General features: G+C 45.1%; 13 protein-coding genes. 8 read left to right on the top strand and 5 right to left on the bottom strand.

Annotation, left to right across the window (positions count from 1 at the left end; all coding sequences use genetic code 11):
- The first annotated feature begins 32 nt into the window (after positions 1-32).
- Positions 33-2699 (top strand): pyruvate dehydrogenase (acetyl-transferring), homodimeric type, encoded by a 2667-nt coding sequence (gene aceE, locus AABA11_RS08530; RefSeq protein WP_265727948.1) that lies wholly within the window; start codon positions 33-35, stop codon positions 2697-2699.
- A 97-nt stretch (positions 2700-2796) separates the two neighbouring features.
- Positions 2797-4731 carry a dihydrolipoyllysine-residue acetyltransferase gene (gene aceF / locus AABA11_RS08525; protein ID WP_338267022.1) on the top strand — a complete coding sequence of 645 codons (1935 nt, stop codon included), beginning with the start codon at positions 2797-2799 and terminating at the stop codon, positions 4729-4731.
- Between the two features lie 75 nt (positions 4732-4806).
- On the opposite strand, the gene AABA11_RS08520 is transcribed toward aceF, so the two are convergent.
- Entirely contained in the window at positions 4807-6459 is a 1653-nt protein-coding gene (locus AABA11_RS08520) for a SulP family inorganic anion transporter (RefSeq protein ID WP_338267019.1), read from the bottom strand.
- A 119-nt stretch (positions 6460-6578) separates the two neighbouring features.
- On the bottom strand, positions 6579-9731 hold the full coding sequence (gene rne, locus AABA11_RS08515) for a ribonuclease E (protein WP_338267016.1): 3153 nt from the start codon (positions 9729-9731) through the stop codon (positions 6579-6581).
- Between the two features lie 476 nt (positions 9732-10207).
- Here rne and rluC point away from each other — a divergent pair, with 476 nt between their 5' ends.
- The 3 genes from rluC (at position 10208) to AABA11_RS08500 (ending at position 12713) form a co-directional block, all read left to right on the top strand.
- Positions 10208-11179: a 23S rRNA pseudouridine(955/2504/2580) synthase RluC gene (gene rluC / locus AABA11_RS08510; RefSeq protein WP_338267014.1), complete on the top strand. Its 972-nt coding sequence runs from the start codon at positions 10208-10210 to the stop codon at positions 11177-11179.
- 263 nt (positions 11180-11442) lie between these two features.
- Positions 11443-11922, top strand: a complete 480-nt coding sequence (locus tag AABA11_RS08505; protein WP_265727945.1) for a hypothetical protein — start codon at positions 11443-11445, stop codon at positions 11920-11922.
- 41 nt (positions 11923-11963) lie between these two features.
- A complete protein-coding gene (locus AABA11_RS08500) occupies positions 11964-12713 on the top strand; it encodes a CLCA_X family protein (protein ID WP_338267012.1) in 750 nt (249 codons plus the stop codon).
- Between the two features lie 213 nt (positions 12714-12926).
- Here the strand turns inward: AABA11_RS08500 and gcvP are convergent, their stop codons facing one another.
- The 3 genes from gcvP to glyA all read right to left on the bottom strand — a co-directional run bounded on the left by gcvP (position 12927) and on the right by glyA (position 17586).
- The gene (gcvP, locus tag AABA11_RS08495; RefSeq protein WP_265727943.1) at positions 12927-15791 is read right to left on the bottom strand and encodes an aminomethyl-transferring glycine dehydrogenase; all 2865 of its coding nucleotides are present in this window, start codon (positions 15789-15791) and stop codon (positions 12927-12929) included.
- A 74-nt stretch (positions 15792-15865) separates the two neighbouring features.
- Positions 15866-16249: a glycine cleavage system protein GcvH gene (gene gcvH / locus AABA11_RS08490; RefSeq protein ID WP_338267009.1), complete on the bottom strand. Its 384-nt coding sequence runs from the start codon at positions 16247-16249 to the stop codon at positions 15866-15868.
- Positions 16250-16308: 59 nt separating this feature from the next.
- Positions 16309-17586 carry a serine hydroxymethyltransferase gene (gene glyA / locus AABA11_RS08485; protein WP_338267006.1) on the bottom strand — a complete coding sequence of 426 codons (1278 nt, stop codon included), beginning with the start codon at positions 17584-17586 and terminating at the stop codon, positions 16309-16311.
- Positions 17587-17957: 371 nt separating this feature from the next.
- On the opposite strand from glyA, the gene gcvT reads away from it, so the two are divergent.
- The 3 genes from gcvT (at position 17958) to AABA11_RS08470 (ending at position 20887) form a co-directional block, all read left to right on the top strand.
- Positions 17958-19058 carry a glycine cleavage system aminomethyltransferase GcvT gene (gene gcvT / locus AABA11_RS08480; protein ID WP_338267005.1) on the top strand — a complete coding sequence of 367 codons (1101 nt, stop codon included), beginning with the start codon at positions 17958-17960 and terminating at the stop codon, positions 19056-19058.
- A 169-nt stretch (positions 19059-19227) separates the two neighbouring features.
- Positions 19228-19767: an elongation factor P hydroxylase gene (locus tag AABA11_RS08475; protein ID WP_338267003.1), complete on the top strand. Its 540-nt coding sequence runs from the start codon at positions 19228-19230 to the stop codon at positions 19765-19767.
- Positions 19748-20887, top strand: coding sequence for a 4-phosphoerythronate dehydrogenase (locus tag AABA11_RS08470; protein WP_338267001.1), 1140 nt, complete (start codon positions 19748-19750; stop codon positions 20885-20887). The genes AABA11_RS08475 and AABA11_RS08470 overlap by 20 nt, the downstream gene beginning before the upstream one ends.
- Position 20888 lies beyond the last annotated feature (1 nt).

Here is a 20888-nt window from a genome sequence, read left to right as displayed (position 1 = left end):
TATCTGTTCTAATAGCGGGAGTTATTAACACGATGACTGAGCAGCATATTCTCGAAGACATCGATCCAATTGAAACGAAAGAGTGGGTCGATGCGCTTGAGTCTGTCCTTCGCGAAGAAGGTCCTGATCGCGCGCAATACATTTTAAATCGTTTGACGAATGAAGCTTCAAAAGCGGGAACGTCATTGCCATCGTCTATCACGACGGCATACCGGAATACAATTGCTCCTGAAGATGAGAAGCCATTGCCGGGTGATGTTTTTATGGAACGTCGTATTCGTTCTATAATTCGTTGGAATGCATTAGCTATGGTAATGAAGGCAAACCGTGTTGACTCAACACTTGGTGGGCACATTACTAGCTTCTCTTCTGCGGCTACGCTTTATGATATCGGCTTTAACCACTTTTTCCGTGGTAATGACGGTAAACAACAAGCCGATATGGTCTTTTTCCAAGGTCATATCTCTCCTGGTATTTACGCACGTTCATACATTGAAGGGCGTTTGACTGATGAGCAGCTTGACAATTTCCGTCGTGAAGTTGACGGTAAAGGCATTTCTTCTTATCCGCACCCTTGGTTGATGCCGGATTACTGGCAGTTTCCTACTGTGTCTATGGGTCTTGGGCCATTACAGGCTATCTACCAAGCACACGTAATGAAGTACCAGCATAGTCGTGGTCTTATTGATCAAGGCGACCGTAAAGTATGGGCTTTCCTTGGTGATGGTGAATGTGATGAGCCAGAATCTTTGGGTGCAATCGCACTTGCGGGGCGTGAAAACCTAGACAACCTTATTTTCGTGATCAACTGTAACCTGCAGCGCCTTGACGGCCCTGTTCGTGGTAACAGCAAAATTGTTCAGGAGCTTGAAGGTGTATTCCGTGGCGCTGGCTGGAATGTCATTAAGTGTCTATGGGGTCGTCATTGGGATCCTCTTTTCGCAAAAGACCACAACGGTTTGCTTGTTAAACGTATGAATGAGGTTTGCGATGGTGAGCTTCAGAATTACAAGGCAAACGGTGGTGCTTACACTCGTGAACATTTCTTCGGCAAGTATCCAGAATTGCTAGAAATGGTTAAAGACATGACTGACGATGAGATTATGAATCTTAATCGTGGTGGACATGATCCTTATAAAGTTTACGCAGCGTATTCCGAAGCGACTTCACACAAAGGTCAGCCGACCGTTATCTTGGCGCAAACCGTTAAAGGTTACGGCATGTTTAAAGCGGCTGAAGCGCAGAACACGGCGCACCAAACGAAGAAGCTTGATGAAGAATCGCTTGCACAGTTTCGTGACAAATTTGGCATTCCTATTAGCGATGAAGAGCTAAAAGACTTGCCTTATTACAAGCCTGCTGAAGACAGCCCTGAAATGCAATACATGCGTTCTCGTCGCAAAGAATTGCATGGTGCTTTCCCTATTCGTAACCATGATTGTGAAGCGCTTGAAGTGCCTTCTTTGGAAGCATTTAAAGCTCAAATCGCGGGAACAAATGGACGTGAAATTTCGACTACTATGGCGTTTGTGCGTGCACTAAACGTTATGGTTAAAGACAAGAAAATTGGCGAACGTGTGGTTCCAATTGTAGCGGACGAAGCTCGTACATTTGGTATGGAAGGCATGTTCCGTCAGCTGGGTATTTACTCTTCTGAAGGTCAGCGTTATACGCCTCACGACCATACTCAGATTATGTACTACAAAGAGTCTGCTGACGGTCAAATTTTGCAAGAAGGTATCAATGAGCCAGGTGCATTCTCAGCCTGGTTGGCATTGGCTACATCTTATGCAAACAGCGCTCTACCAATGATTCCTGTTTACATCTATTACTCCATGTTTGGTTTCCAACGTATTGGGGACTTGGCTTGGGCGGCAGGTGATTCACAGGCTCGTGGTTTCTTGATTGGTGCTACAGCAGGTCGTACGACGCTTAACGGTGAAGGTTTGCAACACGAAGATGGTCATTCTCACATTCAGGCGGGACTTATTCCTAACTGTGTGTCTTATGATCCAACTTATTCATACGAAGTTGCCGTCATCATGCAAGATGGCTTGCGTCGCATGTATAAAGAGAAAGAAAGTGTTTTCTATTATCTAACCGTAATGAACGAAAACTATACACACGAAGATATGCCAGAAGGTGTTGAAGACGGCATTATTAAGGGTATGTATAAGCTGAAATCTCACGCTAAGAAAACCAATAAAAAGCAAGTTCAACTGCTTGGTTCTGGTGTCATTCTTCGTGAAGTGGAAGCGGCCGCTGAAATGCTGTTTAACGACTATGGTGTTAACTCGGATGTTTGGAGTGTCACTTCTTTCAACGAATTGCGTCGTGAAGGTCTAGATGCAAGTCGTTGGAACATGCTACACCCTGAACAAGAAGCTCGCTTGTCTTATGTTGAGTCTTGCTTGAATGGAAATGGTCCAGTTATTGCGTCAACTGACCATATCAAGTTATTTGCAGATCAAATCCGACCGTTCGTGAATAGCACCTACAATGTGCTAGGTACTGATGGTTTTGGTCGCAGTGACACTCGCGCTCAATTGCGTCATTTCTTCGAGGTTAACCGTTACTGGATAGTGGTTTCTGCCTTGAGCGCACTGGCAAAAGACGGTGTGGTTGATGCATCTGTAGTTAGTGGGGCGATTGCTAAGTTTGGTTTAGATCCTGAAAAACCAAATCCGGTAACTTGCTAATTACCTGAGAAGCTAGGTATCTGACTTACGGGGTGAAAGCTCTTTAAGTCAGATAAGTTTTTAAGTTTGATGCGTCTATAAGACAAAGGAGATTTCTGTGAGTACTGAAATCATTCGAGTACCGGATATTGGTGGTGCGGCTGATGTTGAAATTATCGAGATCAGTGTAAAGGTTGGTGACATTATTGAAGTGGACCAATCTATTATTGTTTTAGAAACAGATAAAGCGTCCATGGATGTTCCATCCTCTATGGCAGGCAAAGTAACAAGCATTTCTGTTAAAGAAGGTGATAAAGTTTCTGAAGGCGATGAACTTCTTGTTATTGAAGTTGAAAGTGCAGACGTTTCTGCTCCGGCTTCTGAGCCTGCGAAATCGGCTGAACCTGCATCAGCTAAAACAGAAAATTCATCTTCATCTGCTTCCGTTGCGGCGGAAGAGAAAGTGATTGTTCCAGACATTGGTGGCGCCGCTGACGTTGAAGTAATTGAAGTGTGCGTTTCCGAAGGTGACATGGTTGAAGAGGGTGACTCTTTAATCGTACTGGAAACAGATAAGGCGTCTATGGATATACCGTCTCCTTTCAGTGGTAAGATTGGAAAAATCTCGATCAAAGTAGGTGATACGGTATCCGAGGGTGCAGACATTCTTGTGATGGTGACCGAGGCAGCTGATTCTGCTGCGTCTTCTGAGACAGAAAAATCAGCATCTACTCCAGCAGCAGAGCAGACTCCAGCCGCAGTTGTTTCTGGTGGTGTTGAATCTGTTAATGTGCCGGATATTGGTGGTGCCGAAGGCGTTGAAGTGATTGAGGTCGCTGTGGCTGCTGGCGACACTGTAAAAGAAGGCGATTCCATTATCGTACTTGAAACTGACAAGGCTTCCATGGAGATTCCTGCACCGAAGTCAGGTACTGTGAAGTCTGTGTCTATCAGTGTTGGTGATAAGGTTTCCGAAGGGCACCTTATTCTTGAGCTTGAAGTTGAGGGTGGTTCAGCACCTGTTGCTGCTCCGGCTCCAGCGGAAGAAAAAGTGGCGTCGGCCAGTGCTCCAAAAGCGGCTCCAGCGAAAGCATCGGCGCCAGCGGCTGACCAATCTGCTGTTTTGACTGAGCCTTCAAAGAAAGTTCATGCAGGCCCTGCGGTTCGTATGCTTGCTCGTGAATTGGGTGTGGATTTGTCACTTGTTCGTCCTACTGGTCCACGTGGTCGTATTACGAAAGAAGACTTGCATGCCTACGTAAAAGCCGCTGTACAAAAAGCGACATCGGCTCCTGCGGCAGGCGTTGCTGTCGGTTCAGGCTTGCCAACGGTTCCAGATCAAGACTTTAGCAAGTTCGGCGATGTTGACGTTGTTAAGATGAGTAAAATTCAGCGTCTTACTGCTCAGAACATGGTCCGTAATGCGCTTGTTGTGCCTCAAGTTACTCAGTTCGATAAAGCGGATATTTCTGATCTTGAAGCATTCCGTAAGGGCTTGAAAGGCGAGATGGAAAAGCAAGGTGTTAAATTAACGCCACTTCCGTTCCTGATTAAAGCCGTTGCACAAGCTATGGTTGCGAATCCAAGCTTCAATGTGTCGCTAATGGCCGATGGCGAAAGCTACGTTCAGAAGCATTATGTTCACATTGGTATTGCTGTGGATTCTCCTGCTGGCTTGGTGGTTCCTGTTTTGCGTGATGCAGATAAAAAATCTGTTATCCAGATCGCAAAAGAAGCGGGTGAGTTGATCAAGAAAGCACTGGACAAGCAGCTTAAGCCGGCTGATATGCAAGGTGGTTGTTTCACTATCTCTAGCCTTGGTGCAATCGGCGGTACTGGATTCACTCCAATCGTTAACTGTCCTGAAGTTGGCATATTGGGTGTTTCTAAAGCGGATGTTGAGCCGCGTTGGAACGGCAAAGAGTTTGAGCCTCGTACAATGTTACCATTGTGCTTGTCTTATGATCACAGAGCCGTTAATGGCGGTGATGCGGGTCGCTTTATGACCTATTTGAACGCTTTGTTAAGTGATGTTAGACGCTTATCACTTTGATAAACATGTAACAGCATAGTGTTAATAAAAAGCCGCTTTTAAAGCGGCTTTTTTTGGTCTATTGGAAATGGGTATTCATACGGTTGGCAAGTTTTTAACAGCAAGGGCCAAGGCAGATTTTCGAGAATCGCAGAACGCATCATGAGGCAATCGATTTGCAACACCTAATTTCTCAAGCCGCTCACTTGTTTGTCCGTTAGGGCTAAAGATATAAACGGCACAATCCGCTTCTATTGCGTCTTTTATAGCGTTTTCTAATGCAAGGCCAATGGTTAAGTCCATCATTGGAACGGCGCTCAAATCAAGCACTACGGCCTTGTAGTTGTGTATGCGATTGTGATGTTTTGCAATGGCTTTGCTAGCACCAAAAATCATAGGTCCTGATAAATAGAAAAGTAGTACTTTTCCGTCCGCCTGATCCAACAGTGCTTTTTCTTCTTCGGATAGCGGAATATCGTCGTCGGCATCACTTATTGCTTTTACATTGCCTGATTGCAATCGGCTAAGTTTTTCAATTGTCATGATGTTGGCGATAAAAACGCCAATACCTACCGCGACCATTAAATCAACAAATACTGTTAAAGTCATAACGCCGTACATAATGATTGTTGGCGAAAGGGCGACTTTATGAGCGCGCTTCAAAAAGCTCCAATCTAGAATATTAATTCCCACATACAATGCGATACCAGCAAGAACAGCCATAGGAATAGGGCTTATCAATTCTGATGCTCCAAGCACAACCAACAACAGAATGAATGCTCTTGTTATGCCGGCCAGTGGTGATTTTCCACCAGACTGAATATTGACGACGGTTCCCATTGTGGCTCCGGCACCGGGTAAGCCGCCAAGTAGGCCAGAAAAAAAGTTAGCAAGACCTTGGCCAATTAACTCTCTGTTTGAATCGTGTTCTTTGCGGGTGAGGCTGTCAGCAATAACGGCAGTGAGTAATGTGTCAATACAACCTAATGTACCTAATACTAATCCATTAATAATCATTTCAATAAACGCGCTTTGATTGAAATGGGGCCAATGAATGGAAGGTAAGCCAGAGGGGATAACGCCAATGCGTCTCACATCTGAATCGTTAAATAAAATGACAGACAGTAATGTGATGGCAACTAAGGCAACAAGTTGTGGTGGCACAAAGCGGCGCCACTCTTTAGGTAGGTAAAAAAGTACCGCTAAGGTCAGTAGGCCTAAGAATAATTCAGAAAACTTAAGATCAAGAATGAGACTAGGTAAGGCTGTGAGTGTCCCCATCACGCCGCCAGAAGGAGAGGCGTGCCCCAGGAAAGGGGCGATTTGCAAGATAATAAGGATGATGCCAATGCCGGACATAAAGCCTGAAATGACACTGTATGGCATAAGCGTGATGTATTTTCCTAGCTTTAAATAACCCAATGTAATTTGAAACAAGCCAGCAATCATTACCACGGTAAACGCCATGGCTACGCCACCTTCAGGGTTGCTTGCCATCATGCTGGTGAGAACGGCTGTCATGATTACTGTCATCGGGCCAGTTGGTTCAGAGATAAGGCTGGTTGAACCGCCAAAAATTGCGGCGAATAAGCCAACTAAAATGGCTCCCCAGAGTCCCGCTTCAGCGCCCGCGCCAGATGCAACACCAAAAGCCAACGCTAAAGGCAATGAGACGATCGCCGTCGTCGCTCCACCAAATAAATCGCCGATAAGAGTCCAATCTTTAAAGCGCGTAAAATCAATGATCATGATTTGTTTCCTGTCCGTTATTTTACTTAGAGTAATAATTCTAAGTTATTCATAGTGCTTTGCTTGCAAAAGAGCCCGCATAGTGCGGGCTCTTTGTATGTCAATGAGGCTAGTGGCGCTTATTCCACGTTGGCTTCTGTTGACTCAGTACTGTGCTCTTCTGTGCGAGCAAGTCTTGGGTCATTTTTTACACGACCTGAAGAGGAGCGGCGACGAGATGTTGCTGCGTTGCGCTTTTCTTCTTGCTCAAGGCGAAGTTTTTCTTGCTGTGCCAAAATAGCGGCCGGTAGCTCAACAGGTGCTTTTGCCTCTGTTGCTGGTTTGGCAGCTGGTTTGCCGCGTCCACGTCGTGGAGTACGACCAGAGCGTGGAGTGGTTTCCTCAGGAATGGCGTCTGCCTTTTCTGTGGTTGGCGCACTTTGGGTTTCTACATCAGCATCAATATCATTACTGGTGTCAGAGGCCGATTCAGTTTCCTTTGCTTCTTGCGACTTTTGCTCAACTGCGGCCGGCTCGGTCGCTTTAGGTGGCTCAATAGTAGCTTCATCGACTTCTGCTTTTACTTCAACCACAGCGACTGCTTTTGTGTCCGCTTGACTTGTGTTTTGCTCAACTTCAGCTTTAGGTGCTTCTGTTGCGTTCGTTGCATCATCGGAGCTTGGGCTTTCCTGCTCAATTTTGCGCATTTGAGCCTTTACTGACATTTTAGGTTTCGCTGGTTTTGTGTCAGTGGTCTCTTCTTTTGGTGTCTTTTCCGTTGTCTCTTCTGATGAAGTCGTTAGTTTTTCAGCTTCAACAGCTTCAACAGCTTCAACAGCTTCAACAGCTTCAACAGCTTCAACAGCTTCGGCCGTTTCTATGGTCGCCGTAGTTTCTTTCTCTTCAGTGGTTTTATCAGCGTTTGGCTTATCAATTTCTGTCTGAGCTTGAACTACAGGTTCTTTCGTTTTTGCTTCGACATTATTGGCGGCTTCTTGCTGTGCCTCAGGGTTGTCAGATTCAGTACTATGTTGCGTGCCATTTTCATCTTTTTGAGGACGACGTGAGCGACGTGAGCGACGTGAACGGCGCTGTGGCTCATCATTACTGTTGTCGTTTTTCTCAGTAAGAGCTTGTTGAGCCGCTTCTACTTGAGCTGCATCTTCTTGCTCTTGTAATTTGGTTGCTTCTAGCGCTTCGTCCTTTAGTTTGCCGTTGCGACGACGATTGTCATTTCGATCTCGCTTACGCTCTTTGACTTCAGGCACTTCTTTTTGCGGTTGGCGAGGAGTGGCTTTTACAGCCGCTTCTTGCTTTTCACCTCTATTATCTTGGTTGTCTTGCTTGTTGTTGCGATTACGACGATTGTTATTTGGCTTAGAGCCTGCTTCCGCTTGTTCGCGTCGTGATTGGCGAGTTGAGCGGTTCTTTTCGTTGCTGTTGCTGTCGTCGCGATCGGCATTTTGGTGCTTCACATTGCGCTTATTTCTATTGGTGCGATTATTCGGTTTATTGGAAGAGTCACGGTCCGATTTTGTAGGCGTGCTAGGACTTGGTTTGCTCGCAGCTTTTGGTTTTGCTTGGTTTTGGGTTTCACCAAACAAAGCGGTGATAATGCGCTTGAATAAACTTGGTTTTTCCTGCGCTTTTTTCTCTGTCTTCGCGGCCGGAGCAGAATGCTCTGGAGCGGGCGCTTTTGGAGCGATACTGGTCACAGCAGCTTGAGCGCGAACATTTTCACTTGCTTTGCGTGGTTCGTAAGGAGGTTGCTCAGGTGTTTCTACTAACGTGTAGCTGTTTTCATTTTGAGTAACAACAGTGCTGTCATCACGAATACGTTCTACTTCAAAGTGTGGTGTTTCCATGTGCGGATTTGGCACAAGGATGATATGAACGTTATTTCGTTTCTCAATTTTAGCAATATTGGTGCGTTTCTCGTTTAGCAAGAAGGTCGCAACCGATACAGGTAAAACAGCACGGATCTGAGCGGTACGTTCTTTAGAGCATTCTTCTTCAATAAGACGCAATACAGAAAGTGCCAGAGATTCCACGTCACGGATGAATCCTTGGCCATTACAGCGAGGGCAAACGATACCGCTGGTTTCGCCAAGAGAAGGGCGCAAACGCTGACGTGACATTTCTAATAAACCGAAACGAGATATGCGGCCTAATTGAACACGAGCACGATCCGCTTCTAAGGCGTTTTTCATGCGGTTTTCAACTTCTTTCTGGTTGCGCACTGGCGTCATATCGATGAAGTCGATTACGACCAAACCACCAATATCGCGTAGGCGTAATTGACGGGCAATTTCATCTGCTGCTTCTAAGTTGGTTTGCAATGCGGTTTCTTCAATATCACCGCCTTTCGTCGCGCGGGCAGAGTTGATATCGATAGACACTAAGGCTTCTGTCGGGTCGATAACGATAGAGCCACCAGAAGGTAGGCGAACTTCACGCTGAAAAGCTGTTTCTATCTGAGTTTCGATCTGGAAACGGTTAAACAGAGGCGTAGAATCCGTATACATTTTGATGCGTGACTTAAAGTGCGGCATCACTTGCATAACAAAGTTAATGGCGTCTTGGTAAGCGCTTTTCTCGTCAATCAACACTTCGCCAATGTCTTCACGAAGATAATCGCGAATCGCACGAATGACGATGTTGCTTTCTTGGTAAATTAAGAAAGGAGCGGGCTTCTCAGAAGCAGCTTTGGTGATTGAAGACCACAAAGTATCAAGGTAGTCCAAATCCCACTGCAGCTCTTCAGTTGAACGGCCAACACCCGCGGTACGAACAATAAGCCCGCCGTTTTCTGGAGTGTTTAAGCCTGACATGGCTTCTTTTAAGTGTGATCTGTCATCACCGTCGATACGACGAGAAATGCCACCAGCACGTGGGTTATTTGGCATTAAAACCAAATAACGACCGGCCAAGCTAACAAATGTGGTTAGCGCTGCGCCTTTGTTTCCGCGCTCTTCTTTGTCCACTTGAACAATCACTTCCTGACCTTCACTTAACACATCTTTGATGTTAATTCGGCCTTCGTGATTGGATTTTTTGGAAAAATAGGTTTTGGAAATTTCTTTTAGTGGTAGGAAACCGTGACGATCTGCGCCGAAATCAACAAACGCAGCTTCTAAACTCGGCTCAATGCGAGTGATGCGTCCTTTGTATATGTTTGATTTCTTCTGTTCGCGTGAACCGGACTCGATGTCAAGATCGTACAGACGCTGTCCGTCTACTAGGGCAACGCGCAACTCTTCTTGTTGAGTTGCATTGATAAGCATTCTAATCATTATATGTGTGAACTCTGTTAGCGCTGAAACGAAAGAGACACAACAGTGATAGGGTAACCATTAATAAATCTGACTCAGAATTAGAGCAAGTCATTCAGTCTTTTCTGGCGAGAAGAGTACGCGATTCGTTTACTAGTACTTAAACGTTTTTGTGCGGTCGCTGCCGTGATTAATACCAAATAGTCTCTTTAACCGGTCTCGTTTTTTTGCCTTTTATACGAAACAACGCGAACGCGCGGTCGAGCAATTTAATGAGAGTTCCTTCCACTGAAGCGGATTTTTCCGAATCATGCGGTTTATTATTTAAGATTAACTGTTACAGAGGTAAGATAGGGGGCCAAAGTGTCGCTTCGGCAATTGTCATTCAATTCTTGCATCTTATCTTCGAGGTGTTTTGTTGCCTCTTACCCTTTGCGAATGTGAATATAACAGTAAAAACTAAGTGCTTCAATTATAAAGGAAACCAATCTTAGCTTATGTCGGACTCAGAACTAAATTCAGCAGAGCGTCCAGCGGTTCGTTACGTCACTATTGACGAGAATAATACGGGTCAGCGAATTGATAATTTTTTGGTCACCTTTCTTAAAGGGGTTCCGAAAGGCAAGATTTACAACTTATTAAGAAAAGGGGAGATTCGTGTTAACAAGAAGCGAACCAAACCGGATTATCGTCTTCAAAATGAAGATGTTGTGCGTATTGCGCCTATTGTAATTGCGCCAGAATCGGATAAACCCGTGTTGTCAGATAGACTTAAGAGCGAGATAGAATCACGCATCGTCTATGAGGATAAAGGGTTAATCGTGGTTAATAAGCCTTCTGGGTTAGCGGTTCATGGCGGCAGCGGTCTAAGTTTTGGTTTGGTGGAAGTCATTCGCCAAATGCGACCGTTAGAGAAGTTCATTGAGCTTGTTCATCGATTGGATCGTGATACTTCTGGTCTGATTATGATAGCCAAGAAGCGTGCGGTTCTAAAAGAGTTGCATACCGCATTGCGTGAAAAAGAGGGTGTGCAAAAAACGTATCTTGCTTTGGTTTACGGCAGTTGGCCAAAGCGAAAGTTGCAGGTTAATGCTCCTTTGCTAAAAAACGAACTGCAATCCGGTGAGCGTATTGTCAGGGTTCACACGGATGGAAAGGAAAGTTTGACTCGGTTTAAGTTGGTGCGACAGTTTGAAGGCTATAGTTTGGTCGAATGTGAGCCGGTAACCGGTCGAACACATCAGATCCGTGTTCATACTCTGCATGCTGGCTATCCAATTGTAGGTGATGAGAAGTATTCGCCTGCAGAGTCATTAAAAGAGACCAAAGCGCTTGGCTTTAAACGTTTGTGTCTGCACGCCACCCGTCTTGATATCATGTTGAATGGTGAGCGAATGTTGTTCGAAGCGCCGTTAGATAAAGAGTGGCAATCCTTAATGAATGAGAAATTAACAGGCATTTTTGCTTGATTTATCATTAACCAATATCTGATGTTAAAGGCCTGCAAGTGCAGGTCTTTTTTTTGCGGTTAATACCGTGGTTCGAATTCAAACTCTATAAGCTGAATTTCTACTGTGCTGTTATGTCTTGTCAGAGTAAGTGTTCTGAGCGCTTAGGAATGTAAAGATGTGATTAAAATGTGCAACGGCTCTTAGGGTGTTGTTCTTGTTTTTTCATCTTAATAATATGCAGTGATGGCTTTGTTGCATCGACATTGATTAAGAAGATAAGTATGAAGAAAGTTTTCTTTAAGAAGTTACAGTCTCTTACCGCGATTCTTGTGCTAAATACTGTGCCTGTAGGTTTTACACAGGCCGGCGGAGTTAACTATGAAGCCGAAGTTCTTCAGGCTAGGGTGTTGTCTGACGATAGGAAAAGTACGCTTAAGAGCGCAGGCTCGCAAACAGACACACTAAAGCAGTTGTATTTTGATAATTCACTGACTTACATCCAAAAACATATCGAGCAGGCGTCCAGTTATCAGCATCAAGTTGCTTTGGCGTTGGTGGAGGAGGCGTACCAAGACGATTATGATGCGCTTTTAGATCAATATGAGCTCGAAATAGAAAGTGCCGTTGCTAATAGTGATCCAAAAAGTATCAAAATTGCCAAGCATGGAATAATAAGCCAGTTGCAAGATTTAAAGAGGATGCGACGAGCGAAAATAGCCGAGTTCAATCGAAAGTTTGGCGTAACATTTGACGCAATATAGAGATTACTACTGTTTAGAATCGAGTCCATTAGAGAGTTAGCATGTCTTTTAATCAAACCCCTATTAATTTTGTCATGATACGACGGCAATTTGATTTTCGTGGTATTGAAATGGGGCGATGGGTGACGACAGAGGAAAGAGATCGAGCGGCGGTGAATTTCTATCGTGCGTTAGAGGATCTCATGTCTGTGCTGCAAGGGCCTGAAGTATTAATTTCTTTGCGAGGTACTCTTGGGCTTCAATATGGAAAAGGCGGAAGACCCGGTGTTGCGGCTCATTACGTTCCGGCAACGAGACAATTGTCCTTAGCAAAAAATGCGGGAGCAGGCAGTCTTGCCCATGAGTGGTTTCACGCCTTCGACCATTATATGGGAGAAAAAATGTTCCTACATGTATCAACAGCTCATTTCGCTTCTGTATGTTGGTTGAATAGCGCTCAATTACAATTGTCCCGTAACAAACAACCTCATCCACTTAGTTTATTATTAGCCGAATGCTTCAAAGCCATTATGCTCAACGAGCAAGGAGATGAGCCAAGTGATATGTTTCAAATATCCCGCCTTACCGATCAAAAGCTAAAAGTCATCTACTACGCTAAGCCAGAAGAAATGGCAGCGCGCGCCTTTGAGGCCTTCGTAGAGGACGCAAAACCGACCAGTTCCTTTTTAGTTAAAGGTACGCGTTATTCAGAAGAGGCAAAGGTTGGTCTTTACCCTCAAGGAGAACAGCGACTTCGTATTAATCAAGCCTTTCACAATTATTTCAGCTTGCTTGGAAGGGCGTTAAGTTAAGCCTTGTGTTTTCGCGGCCTTTATTTGAGATATCTTAAGTAAGCTGAGAATGGCAGTGTTTTTGATTTTAATCATAAATATTGAAAACAATGTTGTGGAATTTATTATTGGCGCATCGTCCTCCTTAACTCTTTATCGCCGCCCAAGAAAAAGGGCGAATCATTTCTGATTCACCCTTGTCGTTCCTGATACTTTTAACAAATACTGAGGATGTTAGTCTTCGTAGCTGTCTATTGGTGGGCATTCGCAGAATAGGTTGCGGTCACCGTAGACGTTGTCGATACGGCCAACAGGAGGCCAGTATTTGCGGGCCTTGATCCAGTTTAAAGGATAAGCGCCTTCTTTACGTGAATAGGTGTGATTCCATTCGCTGTCTAAAAGACTGTCTGCTGTGTGTGGGGCATTCACAAGCGGGTTGTCTTCTAAAGGCCATTCACCAGCTTGCACCTTGCTGATTTCTTTGCGGATCTGAATCATGGAGTCGCAGAAACGGTCTAGTTCTTCAAGATTTTCAGACTCTGTTGGTTCGATCATCAAGGTACCGGCAACAGGGAAAGACATGGTAGGTGCATGGAAACCAAAGTCCATCAATCGCTTGGCAATGTCTTCTTCACTGATGCCTGACTCTGCTTTTAGTGGGCGAATATCAATAATGCATTCGTGTGCCACGGTGCCATTTTTACCAGTGTAAAGCACTGGGTAATGTTCGCCTAAACGTTTAGCGATGTAGTTGGCATTCAGAATGGCGTTAAAGGTCGCATCGCGTAAGCCTTTGTCCCCCATCATTTTGATGTACATCCAAGTAATAACAAGGATGCTTGCACTTCCGTATGGGGCAGCAGATACGGCGCCGTGTTGGTCAGCCATCCCCATTACTGGTGTTACTGCATGTCCCGGCAAGAAAGGCGCAAGGTGAGATTTGACACCAATAGGGCCCATGCCAGGGCCACCGCCACCGTGTGGAATGCAGAATGTTTTGTGTAGGTTAAGGTGAGAGACGTCACCACCAAATGTACCTGGAGGTGCAACGCCAACCAATGCGTTTAAGTTAGCGCCATCAATGTACACTTGACCACCAAATTTGTGAACAATGTCGCAAACTTCGCGAATGTGTTCTTCAAATACGCCGTGAGTAGACGGGTATGTTGCCATGATGCAGCTGAGTTGCGCAGCGTGCTTCTCTGCTTTTTCAGCAAGATCCACCAGATCAATGTTGCCGTTATCGTCACATTTGACAATCACTACTTTCATACCAGCTAGAGCGGCAGAAGCTGGGTTTGTTCCGTGAGCAGAGCTTGGAATCAAACAAACATCGCGGTCGTGATCGCCTCGAGACTTATGATATTTATCGATGGCAATAAGGCCAGCGTATTCACCTTGTGCTCCAGAGTTTGGTTGCAATGAAACCGTGTCATAGCCAGTCGCTTTGGACAGCATATCAATCAGTTCTTGTAGCAATGCTTCGTAGCCTGATACTTGATTGCTCGGTGCGAACGGGTGAATACGACCAAACTCAGCCCAAGTAACTGGAATCATTTCTGATGCTGCGTTTAGTTTCATGGTGCAAGAACCAAGAGGAATCATACTTTGATTTAGAGCGATGTCTTTCACTTCCAATTGATGCATGTAGCGCATCAGTTCGGTTTCGCTGTGGTGACTATTAAATACTGGGTGAGTCAGAATGGCATCTTGACGCAATAATGCAGCATCAAAACCATAAGCGCTTTCCGTGTTTTGGATGTCTTCTAACGATAGTTTTGCACCAAAACATTCCGCTAAATCGATAAGATCAGTTGGTGTAATGGTTTCATTAAGTGCGATAGATACTTGGCTGTCAGACGCTTTATAGAAGTTCATTAACTTCGCGGCGCCCTTCGCCATGATGATGTCGGTTTGCTCACCAGTATTAACGATAACGGTATCAAAGTAGCTTGCGTTCGTTGTGAAGCCTTGTTTTTGAATGGCGTTAGCAAAACAATGTGTTAATGCGGCAACGCGAGTGGCGATTTTCTTCAGCCCATCTGGACCATGGTAAACGGCATAGAAGCCAGCCATCATGGCAAGTAATGCTTGAGCGGTACAAATGTTTGATGTCGCTTTTTCGCGACGAATGTGCTGTTCACGAGTTTGCATCGCCATACGAAGTGCTGGTTTGCCATGGCTGTCCTTTGATACGCCGATAACGCGGCCAGGCATAGAACGCTTGAATGCGTCTTTGGTGGCTAGGAAGGCTGCGTGAGGTCCGCCGAAGCCCATCGGTACGCCGAAACGCTGAGCGGAACCGAAAACGATATCGGCCCCCATGTCGCCTGGTGATTTCAAAAGCACAAGAGACAATAGATCAACAGCAATACTAACAAGCGCACCTTGTTCGTGAGCTTGCGCAATGATAGGTGACAAATCAGATACTGTGCCGTCAATGCCTGGGTATTGGAATATGGCACCAAACACATCATGTTGTGCGAAGTTAGCGATGTCATCAATGATGACTTCAATTTCTAGTAACTCGGCACGTGTTTTAACTACGTCAATGGTTTGTGGCAAGCAGTGGCTTGCAACAAAGAGTTTGTCGCTCTTCTTACGGTTAGAGCGCTTCATCAGCGTCATTGCTTCGGCTGCTGCTGTGGCTTCGTCCAATAAAGAGGCGTTGGATATTTCCATGCCAGTCAGGTCGATAATGACTTGTTGGAAGTTTAATAGAGCTTCCAAGCGACCTTGAGAAATTTCGGGTTGGTAAGGTGTGTACGCTGTGTACCAGCCTGGGTTTTCTAATAGATTACGCAGAATAGGTGATGGCACGTGTGTGTCATGGTAGCCCATGCCGATAAAAGAACGCGCCACTTTGTTTTGATTGGCGATGGCTTTTAGCTGCACAAGTGCTTCGCTTTCGCTAACAGGGTTGGCTGAAAGGTCTAGATTTGCTTGACGAATGGCTTCAGGGACTGTTTTTTCGATCAGTTCTGGAAGGCTGTTTATGCCGATTGTTGCTAGCATTTTGGCTTGCTCTGATTCATCAGGGCCAATATGGCGAGCAATAAATTCATCGTTATTTAACAAATCGCGAATGCACGAAGTCATGGTTTAATCACCTATTAAGATTGGAACGGGGAGAGTAGGCTCTCGGTACTAGTTTAGGAGAGCCTATAGTGAGACTATTCGATAGTGGCTGAATAGCCTGCAGCATCAAGTAGTTTATCAAGATCGGCGGCGTCGCTAAGCTTGATTTTTGCAATCCATGCACCTTCAAAAGGCGCTTCGTTGATTAATTCTGGAGCATCATTAAGAGCGTCATTAACGGCAATAACTTCACCATTAACAGGGGCATAAATGTCGGATGCCGCTTTTACAGATTCTACAAGAGAAAACTGTTCTGTCGCGGTAACTTCTGCGCCTACTTCTGGAAGTTCAACGTAAACAACATCGCCTAGTAGATCTTGCGCATGATCGGTAATACCAACAGTAACGGTGCCGTCGCCGTTGTCTAAAACCCACTCATGAGAGTCAGCGTATTTTAGGTTTTCTGGAATAGTGCTCATAGTATTTATGCCTCTTTAAAAAAATACCCAAGGAGTTTAGCGCCTTGGGTATGTGATTTTTAGCGGTAAAGTGGGAAGCGTTTGCAAAGCTCTTTTACTTCAGCAAGCACGCGTGCTTCTACTTCTGGATTGCCTTCAGGCATCTCAACTAAACCGTCAAGTACGTCACTGATTAGGTGGCCAACTTTTTCAAATTCTTCAACGGCAAAGCCGCGAGATGTGGCCGCTGGTGTACCGATACGGATACCAGAAGTGATCATTGGCTTTTCAGTATCGAAAGGAATGCCGTTTTTGTTACAGGTGATGCCGGCGCGCTCTAGCGCTTTATCAACCACGTTACCTTTTAAACCTTTAGGGCGAAGATCAACCAGCATTAGGTGGTTGTCCGTTCCGCCGGTGACGATATCGCAACCACGTTCGATCATGACAGCAGCCAATGCTTTCGCGTTCGCAACCACTTGGTCGATGTACACTTTGAACTCAGGTTTCAGTGCTTCGCCAAATGCGACTGCTTTACCAGCAATAACGTGCATTAGTGGGCCGCCTTGGTAGCCAGGGAAAACAGCTGAATTGATTTTTTTGCCAAGATCTAGATCGTTGGAAAGAATCATGCCGCCACGAGGGCCGCGTAGTGTTTTGTGGGTCGTGGTTGTTACAACGTGCGCATGTGGAAGTGGAGATGGGTGAGCGCCAGTCGCAACAAGACCTGCAATGTGTGCCATGTCAACGAATAGGTAAGCGCCAACCTTGTCAGCAATTTCACGGAAACGCTTGAAATCAATAACACGTGGAATAGCGGAGCCACCCGCGATGATCATTTTTGGCTTGCACTCTAGCGCTTGGGCTTCGATTGCATCGTAATCGATCAATAGTGTTTCTGGGTTTACTTGGTATTGAACCGCGTTAAACCATTTGCCAGATTGAGCTGGTGGCGCGCCGTGAGTCAAGTGACCGCCAGCATCCAAAGACATGCCTAAAATTGTGTCGCCTGGTTGTAGTAGGGCAAGCATCACTGCGCCATTTGCTTGGGCGCCAGAGTGAGGCTGTACGTTTGCGAATTCACAGTTGAACAATTGCTTCGCGCGATCGATAGCAAGTTGCTCGGTAACATCTACCGCTTCACAGCCACCGTAGTAACGACGATTCGGGTAACCTTCTGCATATTTGTTTGTTAGAACAGAACCTTGTGCTTCTAAAACGGCTTTTGAAGTGATGTTCTCTGAAGCAATCAATTCAATACCTGTTTCTTGGCGTTCTTGCTCTTCAACAATCGTTGCAAAAAGTTCTGGATCTCGCTCAGCTAAAGTTTGGCTGAAAAAGGCTTCGGTATTCGCCATAGGGAAATTCCTCTTAAATAAACATGTATGCCCAAAAGACAATGAGTCGTGCGTATAATAACACTAAGGCAGTCTAAGATGATGAAAAAAGATCATCTTTCTAAGAACGTCAGTCATTGTTCGGTTTACGTCATTTTTGCTTATCATAATCAAAAAGTTTCCAATTGGAAACAGTCATTCGATCAGAATTATTAAGTTTATATGTTTATAATCCTGACCGTTTGTTTAATTTTTTAGGTTGTATATATTGCGTTTGCTCTGATTTTGTTTTGAATTATTGTGGTTAAACGCTTGTCAAATCCTGCACCTTTTCGATACTCTGTTTCCAATCGGAAACAAACACATTCATTACTTTATTTAAGGTTCTCGTTATGAAACGTACTGCTTTGTATGATCAACATATTGCTTCTAGTGCCAGAATGGTTGAGTTCGCAGGTTATGAAATGCCAGTTCAGTACCCTTTAGGGGTGATGAAAGAGCATTTGTGGGCTCGTGAAAATGCGGGTCTGTTTGATGTGTCGCATATGGGGCAAGTGTTGTTAAGAGGGGAAGGCGTTAAAGAGGCGTTAGAAGCTATATTGCCTGTTGATGTGTTGGGCTTAGCCAAAGGAATGCAAAGATACGGCATGTTTACTACGGACAAAGGCGGCATTACGGACGATCTTATGTTTGCCAATTGGGGCGATGAAGTTTTTATGGTTGTTAATGCTGGTTGTAAAGAGCAAGACTTTGCCTACTTGGAGGCCTCTTTGGTGGGGTGTGAAGTTGAAGTAATTGAAGATCGTGCATTGTTAGCAATTCAAGGGCCTAAGGCTCGTGAAGTATTTTCCCGTATGGTGCCTGATGCGGCCACAATGACGTTTATGCAAAGTAGCAAGTTTGAATGGCAAGGTGTTGATTTGTGGGTAAGCTGTTCTGGTTACACTGGCGAAGATGGTTATGAGGTTTCTGTACCAAATGATCATGCTGAGGCATTTGCTAATGCGTTTTTGGCTTATGATGAAGTTGAATGGATTGGTCTTGGGGCGCGTGACTCATTGCGCCTTGAAGCAGGCTTGTGCTTGTATGGCCATGATATTGATACGACGACGACCCCAGTAGAGGCGTCTCTTAATTGGGCAATACAAAAAGTTCGTCGCTCAGGGGGTGATCGAGCTGGTGGCTTCCCGGGTGCCGATATTATAATGCCAGAATTTACGAATAAACCGGCCAAAAAACGGGTTGGTTTCTTGGTAGATGGGCGCGCTCCAGTTCGTGAGGGCGTTGAGGTCGTTGATGCTTCTGGTGAAGTGAAAGGTTCAGTAACCAGTGGTGGCTTTTCACCAAGTCTGGCCCAACCTATTGTTATGGCATATGTATCTACTGAAGCGTTGGATGCTGAAAGTGCTTTGTTTGCAAGCGTGAGAGGGAAGTCTATTCCGCTGAAGCAAGTTGCGATGCCTTTTGTGCCTTCACGATACTATCGTGGTTAAACGTTACTATCGCGTTTAAATATTACTGCGAACACAAATTTGCGGTTTTAATGGTTATTCAGGCGGTGTTTGTGGCTTGACGTATAAATGTGCGTTACGTGAGATTCTTTTCTTTGCGTAGCGCATTTTTGTTTCTTGTGTGATAATTCTTTACATTTGGAGTGTACGCTTGGCAAGTGCAACACAGCTTGTGGCGGCTTTTAATGCCTGTTTCCTTTCGAATTTTAATACCTGCCTTATTGGTGGGGCGCAAGAGCCTCTTTATGTTCCAGCGGAACCTAATGATAGTGCGAAAATTTTCTTTCGTCTTGATTATGCATCGAGCGCTCTTCATGAGGTCAGCCATTGGTGTATTGCGGGTGATAAAAGGCGATTATTAGAAGATTATGGTTATTGGTATGAGTCGGATACTCGCGACTTGCAGACACAAGCAAAGTTTGAGCAAGTTGAAGTGAGGCCACAGGCCGTTGAGTGCGTTTTGCATTGGGCGGCAGGGTTACCTTTTCGAGTAAGTGTCGATAATTTATCCATGCCTGACTATAACGCTGAGCATTTTGAAAACGCGGTTATGACTCAGGTGGGTAAGTATGTTGTTTCAGGCTTGCCAGTTCGTGCGGAAACATTTTCTGCTTATTTATTGGCACAGCGCTTTCCTGATTTAGAGTTTAGTGAGTTTTTAAAGCAACGATATGAAGATTATTGCAGATGAAAACATGCCAAATGCCAAAGTTTTATTTTCGCATTTGGGTGATGTTGAGCTGGTTAATGGGCGAACCTTGACCAATGCACAAGTTAAAGACGCCGATGTGTTATTGGTTCGATCGGTGACTAAAGTAACGCAAGCCTTGCTCGAGGGGAGTCGTGTTCGCTTTGTTGGAAGTGCAACCATTGGTGTGGATCACATTGATTTGGCGTATTTAAACAAGGCGGGCATTGGGTTTAGTAGTGCGCCTGGTTGTAATGCGGAAGCGGTTGCCGATTACGTTTTTAGCGGATTAAGTCATTTATACATGACCAAAGGTTTTCGCTGGCTGGATAAAAAAATTGGTGTCATTGGCTATGGCAATGTCGGCAAGACAGTTTATGAACGTTTTTCAGCAATGGGTTGTCAGGTTTGTGTTTATGATCCATTTAAAGAGCAGACTGTAGATCAGGCTAATTTTGTGTCTCTGGAGGACGTATTAAGTTGCGGTGTGATATCGCTGCACGCGCCCTTGACTCGCTCTGGAGTGTTTCCTACTGAGGGGATGGTTGGCAGTGAAGAGCTGTCTAAATTATCCTCTGATGTCGCGATTGTCTCTGCTGGTCGAGGTGGGGTGATTGACGAATCGGCGTTGCTTGCACGCTATAAAGAGTTAGAGGGTGACCTGCATTTAGTGTTAGACGTGTGGGACGGCGAACCCGTTATTAATCAGGAACTCGTGAGTGTGGCGGATATTGCCACGCCTCATATCGCGGGTTACAGCAAGCAAGGACGTGAAAAAGGCACTTGGATGGTGTATCAATCCTTATGCAAGTTTTTAGGCATAAACACGCTCCATCTTACTGAAAGCGATGCGATTAGCTCTGGCTGGATTCCTGCCGTTACAACGCGTCTGGGATCGATTGCCGAAGAAATGCTGGCTCGAAACATTCAGGCAATCTATGATGTGGCAAGAGATGATGCTAGATTGCGTTATAAGTACCGAGAAAACAAAGAAAACAATGTCTTTGATTGGCTGCGAAAGCACTATGTAGAAAGAGACGAATTGAATACGTGTGTGGTTACTGTTGATGACTGCGCTTCGTCAAGTCGTATTAGTGCTGTTGGCTTCTCACATAATAAGTAAA

Source organism: Marinomonas pontica (genome assembly GCF_036322735.1).
GTDB lineage: Bacteria > Pseudomonadota > Gammaproteobacteria > Pseudomonadales > Marinomonadaceae > Marinomonas > Marinomonas pontica.
Note: the sequence above shows the minus strand (reverse complement) of the source record. Positions and strands in the feature narration are given on the sequence as shown.